Annotated in this window: 13 protein-coding genes; 2 read left to right on the top strand and 11 right to left on the bottom strand. The window is 43.1% G+C overall.

Annotated features, from left to right (window positions below):
* Positions 1–16 precede the first annotated feature (16 nt).
* The 11 genes from OW255_RS05865 to OW255_RS05815 all read right to left on the bottom strand — a co-directional run bounded on the left by OW255_RS05865 (position 17) and on the right by OW255_RS05815 (position 11863).
* Positions 17–1765: a PP2C family protein-serine/threonine phosphatase gene (locus OW255_RS05865; protein ID WP_268115954.1), complete on the bottom strand. Its 1749-nt coding sequence runs from the start codon at positions 1763–1765 to the stop codon at positions 17–19.
* On the bottom strand, positions 1752–2612 hold the full coding sequence (locus OW255_RS05860; RefSeq protein ID WP_268115952.1) for a PP2C family protein-serine/threonine phosphatase: 861 nt from the start codon (positions 2610–2612) through the stop codon (positions 1752–1754). The genes OW255_RS05865 and OW255_RS05860 overlap by 14 nt, the downstream gene beginning before the upstream one ends.
* On the bottom strand, positions 2609–3106 hold the full coding sequence (locus tag OW255_RS05855; RefSeq protein ID WP_268115951.1) for an FHA domain-containing protein: 498 nt from the start codon (positions 3104–3106) through the stop codon (positions 2609–2611). Before OW255_RS05855 ends, OW255_RS05860 begins: the two co-directional genes overlap by 4 nt.
* Before the next feature lie 23 nt (positions 3107–3129).
* On the bottom strand, positions 3130–3684 hold the full coding sequence (locus OW255_RS05850) for an FHA domain-containing protein (RefSeq protein WP_268115950.1): 555 nt from the start codon (positions 3682–3684) through the stop codon (positions 3130–3132).
* A 19-nt stretch (positions 3685–3703) separates the two neighbouring features.
* Positions 3704–4117, bottom strand: coding sequence for a DnaJ domain-containing protein (locus OW255_RS05845; protein ID WP_268115949.1), 414 nt, complete (start codon positions 4115–4117; stop codon positions 3704–3706).
* Positions 4118–4168: 51 nt separating this feature from the next.
* A complete protein-coding gene (locus OW255_RS05840) occupies positions 4169–4594 on the bottom strand; it encodes a hypothetical protein (protein ID WP_024836836.1) in 426 nt (141 codons plus the stop codon).
* Positions 4595–4625: 31 nt separating this feature from the next.
* The gene (locus tag OW255_RS05835; protein WP_024836837.1) at positions 4626–5054 is read right to left on the bottom strand and encodes a hypothetical protein; all 429 of its coding nucleotides are present in this window, start codon (positions 5052–5054) and stop codon (positions 4626–4628) included.
* Positions 5055–5329: 275 nt separating this feature from the next.
* Positions 5330–7498 carry a hypothetical protein gene (locus OW255_RS05830; protein WP_024836838.1) on the bottom strand — a complete coding sequence of 723 codons (2169 nt, stop codon included), beginning with the start codon at positions 7496–7498 and terminating at the stop codon, positions 5330–5332.
* A gap of 104 nt (positions 7499–7602) precedes the next feature.
* Complete coding sequence (locus tag OW255_RS05825) at positions 7603–9624, bottom strand: vWA domain-containing protein (protein WP_268115948.1); 2022 nt, start codon at positions 9622–9624, stop codon at positions 7603–7605.
* A 212-nt stretch (positions 9625–9836) separates the two neighbouring features.
* The gene (locus tag OW255_RS05820) at positions 9837–11144 is read right to left on the bottom strand and encodes a sensor histidine kinase (protein WP_268115947.1); all 1308 of its coding nucleotides are present in this window, start codon (positions 11142–11144) and stop codon (positions 9837–9839) included.
* The gene (locus tag OW255_RS05815) at positions 11141–11863 is read right to left on the bottom strand and encodes a LytR/AlgR family response regulator transcription factor (protein ID WP_268115946.1); all 723 of its coding nucleotides are present in this window, start codon (positions 11861–11863) and stop codon (positions 11141–11143) included. Before OW255_RS05815 ends, OW255_RS05820 begins: the two co-directional genes overlap by 4 nt.
* Before the next feature lie 490 nt (positions 11864–12353).
* Here OW255_RS05815 and OW255_RS05810 point away from each other — a divergent pair, with 490 nt between their 5' ends.
* Both OW255_RS05810 and OW255_RS05805 read left to right on the top strand, forming a co-directional pair.
* Positions 12354–13259, top strand: coding sequence for a helix-turn-helix transcriptional regulator (locus OW255_RS05810; protein ID WP_024836842.1), 906 nt, complete (start codon positions 12354–12356; stop codon positions 13257–13259).
* Between the two features lie 60 nt (positions 13260–13319).
* A complete protein-coding gene (locus OW255_RS05805; protein ID WP_268115945.1) occupies positions 13320–14027 on the top strand; it encodes an AlkZ-related protein in 708 nt (235 codons plus the stop codon).
* Positions 14028–14029: the final 2 nt, after the last annotated feature.

Below are 14029 nucleotides of genomic sequence, written 5' to 3'. Positions count from 1 at the left end.
GCATTTCCTCGCTTCGTTATTTTTCGGACTTTTTTTTACTAGCTCCCGGGCCATACTCCCCAGTACTTTCATCTTCGGCAGTTTCCTGTTTTTCTTCTTTTATGGCAGTCTTTGCAGCCTTTATCTTTCCATTGATTCCGTCTGCCAGCTCCGTCATCTCCAAACGGGTGTATATGGACTGTGCCGTCTTATAATAGGTGATTGCACTTTCATATTTTCCTTCTGCAAAAAGCTCGTTGGCCTTGTTTTCCAAGTCTATGGCATTCTTCTGATCATTGAGCTTTTGTTGGTTTTCAAGCTCCCGCTGTTCCTCTTCTTCTTTTTTTGCCTTGTCTTCGTCTGCCTGCTTGGATTCGTCTTCCTTATCCTTTGCCGCCTGGGACTCCTCTTTGGCTGCCGCTGCCGCTGCCTCTGTTTTCTGACTGTCCTTTTCAAGCTTTTCTTCCAGGGCCGCCTGCTTTTTCATAGCATCTTCTTTTCCATCGGTAAAATAAAGAGCCGCTGCTTTGTCTCTTGCCTTACGATAGGAATCAACTGCTCCCTTTACATCTCCGTATCCTTCCTTTTGCTGGCCTTCCTCAATTAAATCAAACACATCAATATAATCTCTGGTCTGGGTCAGCTGGCTCTCAATATACTTTTTACCTGCATTTCCAGCTTCCTTAGAAAGTTCTCTAGCCGTTAAGTAAAGATCCTGCGCCTTTTTATAATCTCCTGCGCTCATGACTCCATCAGAAAGGATAATCTGTTCGGATAGCTTCTGATAACGGTCTGCTTCCTTTGACAAGTCCTTTTTCTTTAAGCTGTCAGCCAGTTTCTTTGCCTCTTTGTAATCTTCAGATGCCTTTTGATAATTGTCATATCTTAAATATTCCTGACCGCTGCTTAGATGATGCTCCAGACTCTCTTCCTTTTGCTTCACGCTGCGGTTTTTAAGATACAATCCAAGACTGACTCCTCCAATAATCAAAATCACGGGAATAGCGACCATCAGGACCTTTTTAGCTGTGATTTTTTTCTTGGGAGACTGGTAGACCTTGTCAATAAAGGTGACAGCAAGGCTGTAATTGTCTACCTCTTCCGTCTCCTGCCTTCCTAAAATCAAGTCTTCTGCTTTTTCTAAAATCTCCTCTGGTTCCGTAGCGTCCTTTGATATCTCTAAAAATTCTTCTTCCCTTAAATTTTCCCAGGCTCCTCTGGTAAGAAGGGCAAAGCTGTCTCCATTTTCCAACGGGATCTTTTTTGATACCAGGATTTCCGGCTGTCCTCTGTCTCCCAGAAAGGAATAAAGGTTATTTCGTTCCTCATGAGCAGCTGCCTGATCTAAGGTGATGGTGTCTTCTTTCAGAAGATTCTGTGTCAGGGACTGGTCTGTTGATTTTAAGAGCAGCCTGGCATTTCGGATGAGATAGAACCGGCTGTTTCCTGCGTAACAATAACATAGCTTTTTGTAATCGGTCACTACCATGGTAACCGATGCTTTTAAGTGCATTCCGCCCCGCTGCTTTAGAAGTTCTTTATGAGCCTGATTCATATAATGCTTAAGCCTCGAAGTCTTCATAGAAGGTCCTTCCACAAAGCTTCGGATTAAGCTCTCCACTACAAACCTGGCGCTGTTGGTCTGAAGCTCTCCATCCAGGCTGTCTGCTAATATGTAACAGGCATAATCATCCATTTCCACATAACCAAAGTAATCCCGGTTTGTCAGCTTCTGCCCCTCTTCGGAAATATACCGGGTGCGGAATTCAGAATTAATTCTTCTCATAAAGTACCTCCGCCTTTAGAAGCAGTACGCTTCCATTTTCTTTTTCCAGACCCTTTCTTTTTTCTGCTTCCATTACCATTAAGTCTGCTTTTTCCTTTAAGGTATCGTCCTTTAAAAGAATATCCTCCATGTCCGCCCAGGACAGCGCTTCATAAATTCCTTTTGTAAGAAGCACAATCACATCACCTGGCTTTAACTGTATGGGAGGCTCACAGACTTCAATCTCGTGGAAACCGTCTAGTCCAAGATAATTCCAGATTCGTTTTTCCTCCATAGTCCAGACTGTTTCCGATTTTGTAAGGACTCCATCATCAAAGGCGTTAAGAGCAAGAACATCAAGAGTATGCCCTTTGCTTATGGGAATCAGCTCCTGGTTTCTTAAAAGGGCCACCCGAATGTTACCTGCCAGGCCGTAATGTAGTGTTTTGCCATTCACAAAAACAGCTGCTAAACAGGCTCCTCCTCTGCGGTCTCCAATGGTCTTTTGAATCCGGGAGTGGGCCTCACGAAAGGAGGTCTTAAAAAAATATTCCGGGTTTTGTAAAACTTCATAGGACCGGTAAGCATCTAATAAAGTATCTGCCGCAATCCCGGCACATACCTTTCCTGTGTTTGCCCGTCCCATTCCGTCTGATAAAATTGCCAGAGTTCCTGCCGGGCTTTTCATAATTTCAGCAACATCTGCCTGTATCTCCTGATCTCCCGTGGTCTGGCTCACGGCTTCCCCGCCAAGCGCTTTGTGATTCTTTCCAGCCTGGCTCAAATGTTCACTGGCAGACAATAGAATTCTTCCTAAAAGAGAAAGGAATAATATAGCTCCCAGTCCGCTTAATATCGTCATCGTCATTTCTGATCATTCCATTCAAAATTTTCTCCGCACAAGGGAACAAACAGGAACCGGCTTTTCCCCAGCTCTATTACGTCGTAGGGCCTTAATTCGGTAGGCACATAAACAGCCTCTTCATTTAAATAGGCAAGTCCTGCCGCATCTCCAGGCAGTATGACGGTATTTCTCTTTTTCTGGTCATAGACTATAATGGTATGGTTTTTCCGGTTAATCTCGTTATCTCCCAGAATCTGGATGTCCATATCATCTCCCCTGCCTACAAAGTTCTTTCCGCTGTGGATCTTATAGTCCATTCCAACTCTTGCACCTGAGATACATACCAGCCAGCCGCAGACCGGAAGGATGTCCTCCTCCAAAAGCTCCATGGCAGGCTCAAATCCAAGGGGCTTCTTCTCTTCTGCCTCTTCCTTTAGCTTCATCTGGCAGTAAGGGCAGGTATTGCCGTAACGCCTTGCGTTAAAAACATGTCCATTGGGGCATCTTACTAAGCTCATGTATCAATCTCCAATCTTTGTTCTTATGTCAGTAAGAGGCGGGTATTGGCAACATAAATCACATCTCCCGCCGAAACTTTGCATGGCCGGTTCGTTACCTTATAACAGCCGCCATCTTCTACCTTTTTAATCTTAATTCCATTGGTCGAACCTAAATCCTCCATATACCAGGAATCCAGACAGTAATTTAGTACCCCATGCAGATCATCGATGAAGGTACCGTATTCGCATTCCGTCAGGTCTACATCCACGTCCTCCTGGTCATTCTTCTTTCCAATGATAAGAGCCGTTCTTCCAGCCAGATCCCAGGATTTTAAAGGTTTGTCATGTTCATCTAAAAGCACCAGCTGACCTGCCTTTAAAGAATGGGATGAGACTGCCCTTTCATATTCCCTCACAGACCCTCTCCCTCCAAGGAGAAGTGTTAAATCTGCGGCGGCGGACAGGCCGAATAAAAGAATCAGGACTTTCAGCCACAAGGGGTAGCCTCCACGGTAGATAATCAGGAAAGTAATACATGCCACGCTGACTAAAATAGCAATATCAAAACCGATTTTTAATGCTTTTTTCCGTCCCATATACAATCCGGCTCCTTTCCTATTTTTTTGTCCCGAAAAAAGCGGCAAACAGATCATCCGGATTCACTGGGCCGGCATTCTTTTTGGCGCTCCCTCCTGTGCCCCGGTAGGTCTCCATACCTTTTCCAGCCTGAAAGCCAAAGAACCGTTCAAACTGGCTCATATCCGGAGCCGCCTTAGAAGACTCGGCACTTTTTCTTTCCTCTTTGCCTCGTTCCTTGTCTCCGGCCAGGGCTGCATCGTATTTCTTTCTCTTTTCTTCGTCACTCAGGACGCTGTAAGCCTCCTGAATCTCGTACATCTTTTTGTTTCCTTCCGGGTCATCCTTTATTACGTCCGGGTGATACTTTTTGGCAAGCTTTCTATAGGATGCCTTAATATCTTTATCCGTAGCATTCGGGGATACGAGAAGAATTTTGTAGTAATCAAGCATTTTATGTTTCCTTTACAGAAAGGGGCTGCCTAACCGGCAGCCCCTGCATGTTTACACGCTGTATCCGCCTTCCACAGCGATTTGCGCCATCTTGTCTTTCTTCTGTTTGATGATCAGCCGGAATGTTCCCACGCCTTCTGTATCACCGTAGTCTTCCTTGTAGTCCACGACAAATGCATTAGGATATGTATATTTACGAATCACCTGGGAAGCAGCAATCACTTCAATCGTTACCTTACGGTAGCAATCGGATTTTTCTGCCGGAACTAAAGACCAGAGACCTAACTGTCTGGTGGAATCAAAAGGATCTCCATCCACTGCTGTTAAAATCTTACCTGTGATTTCCACTGTGCTTCCTAAATCGGTGGAACGAGCATTGGAATCAAGAGGAATATCTGTTCTAAATTTAACTCCTGTAATACTTGTGGTACCCAGGTCGACGGTAGACGGCCCTTCAACTTTTAATGTAAATCCCATAATTTATCCCTTCCTTTCTCTTCGTTTTAAATTATTCTCCGCTGAATCCGCCTTCAAATTTTAAGGTGGTCATCTTGTCCTTCTTCTGCTTGATCAGAAGCTTGAACACACCGGTTCCTGTCTCATCTGTAAAATCTTCTGTGTAATCCACTACAAATGCGTTAGGAACGGTAATCTGTCTTACCACCTGTGATGCATTGACAACATCGATCTGAACGTTGCGGTAGCAATCGGAATTTTCAGCTGGTACTAAAGACCATCTTGCCAGCTTGCTGGTATCGTCTGCTGCTTCCCCACCTACTGCTGCCAGTATTTTTCCTTCAACCAGTACGGTTGAACCAAGATCGGTGGATCTTGCATTGGAATCATGAGGAATATCTGCCCCAAATACCACTTTAACGATACTTGTCTCACGCAAATCAACGGATTCGCTTCCTGTGATTTTCATTCTAAGTCCCATATTTCATCCTCCATTCTTAATAAATGTTTTTTGTAATCTATAAGCCGGTCAATGCCTGCTTTCAGATACCAGAATCATGATCCACCCTGATTTACCTATCCTGCATCTCATTCGATGACTGGGGGATCGAAAAGCAGATAAATTTCATTATCTGCTTTTCATTTATCAAATAAAATCACAAAACCACTCATTCAGGAATTTCCCATCTGCCCCCCGGCTTCACGGAAAATCCACCACCCTGATGCACATTTGTACCTGCGGGCATCACGCAGCTATTATGCTGTCTGTCCTTTTCTTGTCAGCTCTACCTTTAAATTTCTTGTGGTATTGCTGAAGGTCAGAAGTACATTACAGATTCCATTCTTCTCATCAATATTAAAGTCCAGCTCGTCTCCATCCTGTAAAAGAGAATTGACATACTGACGGTTGGCATCCCATTTGCTCTTCTGACTGCTTGGATTGTTGCTGAAGAACTGAAGAATCTTATCCTGCTTAAAGTCTCCGCTGTAAAAACGAAGCATACGCTCAATGTATGTAACTACAAGCGTTTTATAGATTGGCTCAAACTCATTTCCATTGCTTAAAAGATTCCTAGCCTTGTAGACCATGATATTCTTGATCTCCCGCCCCTTACACTGAGCATTGTCTGAGGTAAATACAAAACCAAAGCCAGTATTATTAATGGAATTTTTAATGGTGTTGGTAAAGCCTGAAATCTCTTTTGTCATACTGGTGGTTACTAAGAGTGCATTGTCACCAGCTTCTATGTCATAGCGTACACCCGGATATTCCTTGGTTGTATTGCCAAATCTCTGTTTTAAATACTCTGGACACTGCCATGCAGCTGTGATTCCGGCTGCTCCGTAGGAGGCTCCCACGTATACGCCCTCGATCCACATCTTCATAACATCTTCTTTTTCCTCAGAAAGAGCCACTCTTCCTTCGTCATCGATGAGCATCCGCTTATCAAGGATAAGACCAGACTTATCTTTTGGAATAATGGTCACATTGGGAATGCAGGGAACTACGAATTCGCTGAAATCTCTCTTCATAAGAGGAGTGCACTTATCCTTAAAGATGCCGATTCCTTCGGTTGCTACATAGCTGAAGGTACTTTCCTCTCCTGTGGCAAAGCTGAAGAAGGTAGTAATCTTGTATGGATTGATTGCATTCATTAAGGTTGCAAGGCTTTCCATGGTATTGGTTCCCGGCTTTTTCTCCTTTTGATTTCCTGCAAAACGCATTCTCTGGAGTTTTCCACCGCCTGACTGATTGAATTCCACGTCAGGAACAATGCCGAACCACAATGTATTTTCAAATTCATTCTTATCATTGGTGGTATTTAAGTAAGTCAAAAGTCTTGGCAGATTGCTTGACTTTACCATCATCTCAAGAGGTGTATTGGTAATGAGAAGCTTTGGCTGCATTCCTTTTTCCTTTACCTGATACTGATCAAAGAAGGACTTTACTCCCAGGATTTTCTCAATCAAAGGTTTCACTGCTTTGACGAAATCATCCTTGCTCTTTTTATAGAACTCTAAGTATGTATTGTAGTTCTTCACCTCTACCTCACGGTCCACACTGCTTTCCACCGTAGAAGTAAGAGGACAAAAGGTTCTTACTACCAGCTCTCTTACATAATCGGAAGGCGTATCGTTAAGGGCATCGTAATCATCCTTAAAGGTCTCAATGAGGCTTGTATTAATATGGTCATCCACCAGAGCAAGCTGAGTTCCTTCCTCCTGCTTCATCTCAAGGATCTTAAGCTCACCGTCGTCACCCATGCTTAAAAGACCTGCCTTAAATTCCTGACCGCCCTGAGCAGATTCACCGCTTCCAAGGAGCAGACGGGTCTTAATATCTTCAATGGCAAGAGGAAGCATCGCCAATACGTTGTTGTAGTTGTGGCTGGCCTGTTCGAACTGATAATTCAGCTTATCCCCCATATCCAGTCTCTTTGGATCTTCGTCGTCAAGCTCCATGTATTTACCGTAGGTATACTGGATTTCTCTTCTCACCTGACGGATGTCTTCCATGATCTTCTTAGGAGAAATCATATCCAGGATATTGCTGAATTTAAAGTCAACGTTTGCGACTCCCAATGCGCCTTTTGCCCCCTGAAGGGTGATCAGCATGTTCAGCAGATCATTTGTTTCGTTAAGAGGTATCTCAGTGATACAGTTGTCCGGTAAATTCTCTGGTTTCATGAGGCTGTACTGGATGGAGCCAGTGTTGGCATCACACCAGGAATAAACGACTGGTGCAAATTTCTCTAAAAATTCTTCAAAGCTCTCAACCAGAAGTACTTCATTGATTTCCTTAATCTTGTCGTCATCAAGACTTGTCTTTCCTCTCACATCTCCGATCAGCGTTAAAAGATTCAGCTTTTCAGGATTAATTTCGGAAAATAGAATCGTCCGGTTTGTTTGTGTAATCGTTTCCATCGGCGCTCTCCCTCTTTCTTACTTGTTACTTTTATTTATTCGCTCTTACCGTCTTAATTGGGATAAGAAGCGTAAACAACATGGTTACGGATAAAAAGTCTGTCCTACTGGATCATGGAGATATAGTGGATCTCCAAGTCGTAATCTCCTTCCGGAGCAGTAATAGAAATAATGTCTCCAAAGCTTACGCTGTACTGAATCTTTTTGCATACAATAGAGCTTCCCAGCATAATGACAGAATCCGAAGAATGATAAAGGATCATCCGACGTTCTTCATCTGCAATCAGAAAGATCCGGTCAAGCCCCAGTGATTCAGAGGCTTCAGGGAATTCCTTCATTAAGTCTCCAATGCTCACACGGTTATCCTTGATTTTGTACATAGGGAATGTGAGAGGCGGAATCTCCTCTTCCTCCTCCGGCTGCCCGACAAAGTAGGCATCCATCTTTCCCTGAAAGCGGTTTTGGGCTTTCTTTTCTGTGATTACCTCAAGCTCTGGTCTTGGCTTATGGAAAATTCTCCATATTATCGCCCCAAGCAACAAAATGCCCAGTGCAAACGCCCACCAATATGCCTTCCAAAGAGGAATTACTTCAAAGCTGTAACGGTAGGAAATGGCAGATTCTCCGTCAGCCACTTTGATTACAAGGCTTTCCCTTCCTGACTTTAAAGGCTTTACCGTAAGAACGCCTTTATCAAGAGTCACGGCTGCCGCATTCTTTGTGCTTTCTTCCATGGAATAGGTAAGTGCATCCCCATCGGAATCATGAAAAAAATCATCAAGCCTTAGCTTTTTCTCTTTGCTTAAAGGATTTAACGAAAGCTTGTCCGGAAGCTCACCGGCAGGAGGTGTATTGACCACCTGTACCCTTACGGTATCGAACACACAGGACTCCATCACATCATCCAAACGGCTGTCTATGTAATACGTTCCGGAACTGCCAAGCTTTACTTCGCCGGCTATCACACCGTTCTTAATTTCTGTATTTAAAGGTGTCCGGCCATTGGCAGACTGACCATCGGCATAAATCTCAATTTTGGGAGTAAAGTTTTTATAAAATGCTTCATCGGTAATGACACTGCCGCCTTTATCTTTAAAATAAATCCGGAATGGAAGGGGCTTATTTCTTGTCATATCGGTCTCAATCTCCAGAACCGGAACCAGATCCCGATAGCTGATCAAATAAACCTTTAAACCCTGATCTTTAGACGTGTTTGTCTGTATGTTTAATTCCTTGATCTCACTTTTCACATCCGACAGCTTCGCTACCGAGTAATGAACCAGGTTTACCGGCTTTATCTGCTGGTCCCCGTAAATCACTGTAGTATCAAGAATCTGCTGGGGAGAAATCATCAGTACATCCATCTCATCCAGATAGGCATCGTCAAGCTTTACCCTTATGCTCTGGCTGCCCGCTCCGTAGATGCCATTGGTTATCTCCTGAATCCGGTAAGCCATGTTGGAGTGAAATATTCCGTACAAGACGTCAATTAAGGTCTCCGGCTGTTCCACCGTATAATTACCTGCATTGGTCTGCTTCGCAATTTCCTTTAATACTTCCTTGCTTCCGTCGTATTTCCCAAATGCTACGGTGTAAATGGGAATTCCCTGAGACTGGCAGGCATCTACCGTATTCTTAAGATCTGCGTTTGAGATTTCTAAGGATCTTCCTGTTTTGGAGCCTTTTAAATCAGACTCGCCGTCTGAAATAAGGACGATCATGCGCTTACGTCCTGTTTCCTGACCGGAAAGACCATAAGCGTAATTTAACCCCAGACCGATATCTGTGTTTCCGGAATATCCGGCAGAATCCATCTGTGCCTTTAGGGCGTCACGTTCCTCCTGGGTCTTAACAGAAACCGGTGCTGCCGAAGATACGATTCTGTCATTGTATGCAACAAAGCCGATCCGGATATCTGCACTGTGAACCGTATCAATAAATGCCTTTACCATTCCACTTGCCGTATGATCCGGATCATTGGCATTCATGGAACCGCTGTAATCCATAACAAATATGACATCCAGACCATTTTGCTCACTCCGGATTTCCTTTGCTATGACCCTTTGTGAACCCGAGAGAAAAACAAAGCAAAATAGTACAAACAGAACCCTTTTTAATCTCTTCATCGATCTAACACACCTTTGTTTTTGTTTTTTACTTATTACAATATACTATAAAAAACGACAAAAAAATCATTCACGTATGAAATAGCAGGTTATATGTAACTTTTGGTCATAATATGTATTATTTTGTCATTTACAAGGCATTATGTGAAACTTTTTTCTTTTTTTGGCATGAAAATAGGAGGCAACTGTATCAATCTTACCTCCCACTTCTCTTATGCTTTCTTAGGTTCGTATAAAATCGCCTTCAAAGTAAACAGATCATCCTCACCTTCAGTCATCAGGACACCGTGATACCGTTCTGTCACCTTTTTCATGGACCGGATTCCAAGACCATGGACTCCTTCTGTTTTCCTGGTCTTAAGCCTTCCCTCTTCGTCCATTTTAAGCTCATCTGCAAACTTGTTTCTAACGCACAAAAGCAGGCAGCCTCTCTCATATTTCATATCCACCCGCATATCCCGTTTCTCTTCTTCCACATATTCCAGGGCTTCCACTGCATTGTCAAAGGCATTACCAAGAAGGATGCAAAGATCTGTATCCTCAATGTTCAGCTCCTGCGGAACCTTGATTCTGGTATCCAGCTTGATTTTCTTCGCCTGGGTTACCCGGTATAGATGATTAACCAGAGAATCCACCACCAGATTTCCTGTCCACTCGTCTAAATGCTCCTTTTTAGATGTTTCTCCAATCATCTCATCCAGGACTGCCATCAGCCTGTCCATCTCTTCTTTTTGGGCTAATTCGTGTATGTATATCAGCTTCTGCTTCATATCATGACGCTTTGTCTGTAGCTCTATGGTTTCCTGGGCTTCCAGTTGTTTTTGTTTTTTAAATAGTTCCAGTTGTTTGATATACATGCACTCATTTTTCTTGATCCGTGCTTCCTCTACCCGAAGAAGATAAGCAGGATACACCAAAAGATTCAGCAGTATCATGCCAGATGTGCCTAAAAGAAGCCAAAAGAGCATGTTACCACCCTGGAACACAGAATGCTCGGCTATCATATAAAATGCAAAATATACAGTCATCAAAGCAGTAAAGGGAAGAAGAAAGGAGAGTCCCTGAGCAGGCAGATTGCTTATACTTCCTTTCGCCTTCATATACCTTCGAATTCCCAGAATCAAAGAAAACAGGCACAGCTTTGACAGCCACATAGCGGTCACTGTCCCATCAGCCTCTCCTCCCAGAAACAGCCTTGTTCCCAGCAGAAAAAACATGTCCATAAGCTCCCACAGCGCTGCAAAAAGCGCAGAAAAGGTCACCTGGTTCCAGATGGCTGAAGTATAGCCAACGATTCCGACCAGACCAATAACAGCAAAGGAACCAAACAGGTAATAAATCGGTGAATCTCCGGCCAGATAAAGCCTTCCATACATCTGCCATAAAAAGAAAAGCAGCCATCCTGCTGCCTTTCTAAATCCGCTTCTTTTTGTAAGGAACGTATCTAAATACAGCTTCATGATCCATACACTAAAAAGCGAAAATAATACGCTGGCAGTCATTCTCATCCCCTCGTTCATACATGGCACCATTCCATTGCATCATATAAATTGACTTCCACCTCTTTTCTGCGGCTTCTGCTGATAGGAAGACAGATTCCATCCATTAATTCCACAAAATCCGCAGAAAATCTGGAAATTCGCCAGTAGTTAACCAAATAAGACTTATGGATACGCACAAAGCGCATCTTCTGACTTCTTAATTCCTCTTCAATGGTCTCCAGGTTTTTATAGAGCCTGTAACGGCCTCCTTCCCAGACAATCTCTGTCATTCTCCCTTTGCTTTCAAAGTAAATGACCTCTTTTAAAAGCACCTTATAATCAGACCGGTCATAGCGGAAACGATAAAACTGATCCTCCGTCCCGATCATCCTTAAAATATGATGAAACGTATCCGTAAATTCTGTCTTACTTAGCGGTTTTAAAAGAAAGCCAATGGGAGCAGCGAGAAATGCTTCCTTCATATAGCTTTCATGAGACGTTACAAAAACAAGCTGCACGGTACGGTCCATCTCCCTGATTCTTTTTGCTGCACACATGCCGCTTAAATGCTGCATCTCGATATCCATGAAAATAATATCAAAACGCTTTCCTTTCATCACTGCTCTTACAATCTCTTCCCCGTCTGCATAAGTATCGACCTCCAATTTCACCCCGGTCTCCTCCCCTAATTCCAGCAGATATTTCTCCATTTCCCACAGCAGCAGACGGTCATCATCGCAGACTCCAATTTCTAACATAGTCTTACCTCCCACTATTCTGTATTGTTTAAAAGAACCTTATATTTTTCACATGCTAGCCATTGATTTTATGGATTATAGGTTTTTTTATAGATTTTACGAAAGTGCTGACACACCGTTAAGATTTACAGAATTCATAGTTCCATCTTTTCATACACACAGATCTCATGGATACTTTTTACCATTGCCTCTCTTGCAGCACACTTTTCACAGCACGATTCTTCGTCAGCATCCCATAGAAATCAATGTATTATTGTTACAAATTTAAGTATTTATATCTTTTTCAGCATATAATGAAAACCGACATTTTTCAACCTAAGTGCTAAAATTATACACTTTGACTGCCAAAATTTGCATGTAATCTTTTGCCATTATTGCTCCGAAAAAACTTTGTTTCACCTTTTATACAATCTATTGTATAATAAGCTTTAAGAAATTATATTTTTAAAAAAAACCTGTCTCACAGGATGGAAAAAGGAGTCAGAAAGCGATGAAACTTGACCGGTTACTTGGAATACTGACCACTCTGCTAAAAAACGACAAGGTGACAGCTCCTTATCTGGCTGAGAAATTTGAAGTATCCAGGCGTACCATTAACCGTGATATTGAAGCTTTGTGTCAGGCAGGGATTCCTGTCATCACACAACAGGGAAGCGGCGGCGGTATCTGTATCGCTGAGGGGTACAAGCTGGATAAAAGCCTATTGACCCCAGACGAGCTCTCCGGGATCATTGCGGGCTTAAAGGGTATGGGAAGTGTTATGGACCAGTCTTATATGGAACAGACACTTGATAAATTATCTGCCGGCAAGGAAAAGACAGTGCCCTTACAGGAGCCTGTTGTCATTGATCTTGCCTCCCATTATAAAGGAAGCCTGACAGAAAAAATCCGGCTGATTAAATCGGCTATTCTGGAATCACACCTTGTGGAATTTGACTATTATTATGAAAAGGGAGTGAGTCGCAGGCAGGTGGAGCCATATCTGGTCGTTTATCAGTGGACTTCCTGGTATCTCCTTGGCTACTGCCGGGAGAAAGAAGACTGGCGGCTATTTAAGCTCATGCGTCTGTGGAATCTTCATTCTTGTAAGGAATCCTTTCTTCCTAGGGAGATTCCAGGGGATAAAAGAAACTTAAATGACACGCTTCCAGATGACAAGCCCTTAGTGGCCCTATTCCACCCTTCCGTCCGTTATCAGCTCATTGAAACCTATGGTCCTCACTGCTATAAGGAAACAAAGGAAGGTCTTTTGCGCCTTGAAATCGGGTATACGAACCGGGATTATACGATTTCATGGCTTCTTGGCTTCGGAGAAAAGGTAACCGTACTAAAGCCTCTTGATCTGGCAATGGAGATGAAAGAGATTGCTGGTAAAATAGTTGAGAATTATAAATAGAACAGGACATACTGCTGTCATGTTTCCCGTGGTATGATTATGTTAAAGGAGGGAATTCATTTGATTCATCGTGAAATTAGAAGCTACGAAGATTTTTTAGAAACCTTATTGGAAGCCGGTTTTTCCATGGGGGGAGGAAACAGCGAAGGAATCTATTCCATTATAAACTGGGGTTGGAATCAGTCGCCCCCATATGAGACACCAATAACCTGGCACACTGGAAGCTGGGAGACCGATCCCTGGGAATGGAGAATTCGTGTTTTAGATGAGCGTAATGACATCGCTTATTCCAAGCTGTTCTTTAAGAAAAGCGGATTTATAACAAAAGACTGGGCTCCTCTATTCCTTGCTGTCCGAAGAAATGGCAGAACTTTGGAGGAAGAATATCGGGACGGGCTTATCAGCAGTCCTGCAAAAAGGATTTATGAAACCATTGTGGAGCATATCTCATTGCCTCTCCATTCCATTAAGGAGCTTGCGGGTTTTGGAAAAGAAGACAAGTCTCTGTTTGACCGTTCCCTGGTGGAATTGCAGATGAAGCTGTATGTGACCATGTGTGGAAGAAAACAGAAGCGATCCCTAAAGGGAGAGGAATACGGCTGGTCTTCCACTGTTTTCTGTTCCACAGAAACCTTTTGGGGAGCAGACGTTTTTGAAGAGGCAGCAAAAATCAAGAAAGAGGATGCAATTAAGCAGATTACAGAGCAGATCCTACTCCTTAATCCAAACGCTGACTCTAAGAAAATAATTAAGTTTATAAAGGGATAATA

The sequence above is a fragment of the Lacrimispora xylanolytica genome, from assembly GCF_026723765.1.
Taxonomy (GTDB): Bacteria; Bacillota; Clostridia; order Lachnospirales; family Lachnospiraceae; genus Lacrimispora; species Lacrimispora xylanolytica.
This window is presented reverse-complemented; position numbering and strand designations above follow the sequence as displayed.

Bases quoted from the DNA above. Each gene is read 5' to 3' on its own strand.
- OW255_RS05830 (WP_024836838.1), bottom strand. From the start codon at position 7,498: ATGGAAACGATTACACAAACAAACCGGACGATTCTATTTTCCGAAATT.
- OW255_RS05810 (WP_024836842.1), top strand. From the start codon at position 12,354: ATGAAACTTGACCGGTTACTTGGAATACTGACCACTCTGCTAAAAAAC.
- OW255_RS05855 (WP_268115951.1), bottom strand. From the start codon at position 3,106: ATGAGCTTAGTAAGATGCCCCAATGGACATGTTTTTAACGCAAGGCGT.
- OW255_RS05820 (WP_268115947.1), bottom strand. From the start codon at position 11,144: ATGAACGAGGGGATGAGAATGACTGCCAGCGTATTATTTTCGCTTTTT.
- OW255_RS05825 (WP_268115948.1), bottom strand. From the start codon at position 9,624: ATGAAGAGATTAAAAAGGGTTCTGTTTGTACTATTTTGCTTTGTTTTT.
- OW255_RS05860 (WP_268115952.1), bottom strand. From the start codon at position 2,612: ATGACGATGACGATATTAAGCGGACTGGGAGCTATATTATTCCTTTCT.
- OW255_RS05845 (WP_268115949.1), bottom strand. From the start codon at position 4,117: ATGCTTGATTACTACAAAATTCTTCTCGTATCCCCGAATGCTACGGAT.
- OW255_RS05815 (WP_268115946.1), bottom strand. From the start codon at position 11,863: ATGTTAGAAATTGGAGTCTGCGATGATGACCGTCTGCTGCTGTGGGAA.
- OW255_RS05840 (WP_024836836.1), bottom strand. From the start codon at position 4,594: ATGGGATTTACATTAAAAGTTGAAGGGCCGTCTACCGTCGACCTGGGT.
- OW255_RS05850 (WP_268115950.1), bottom strand. From the start codon at position 3,684: ATGGGACGGAAAAAAGCATTAAAAATCGGTTTTGATATTGCTATTTTA.
- OW255_RS05835 (WP_024836837.1), bottom strand. From the start codon at position 5,054: ATGGGACTTAGAATGAAAATCACAGGAAGCGAATCCGTTGATTTGCGT.
- OW255_RS05865 (WP_268115954.1), bottom strand. From the start codon at position 1,765: ATGAGAAGAATTAATTCTGAATTCCGCACCCGGTATATTTCCGAAGAG.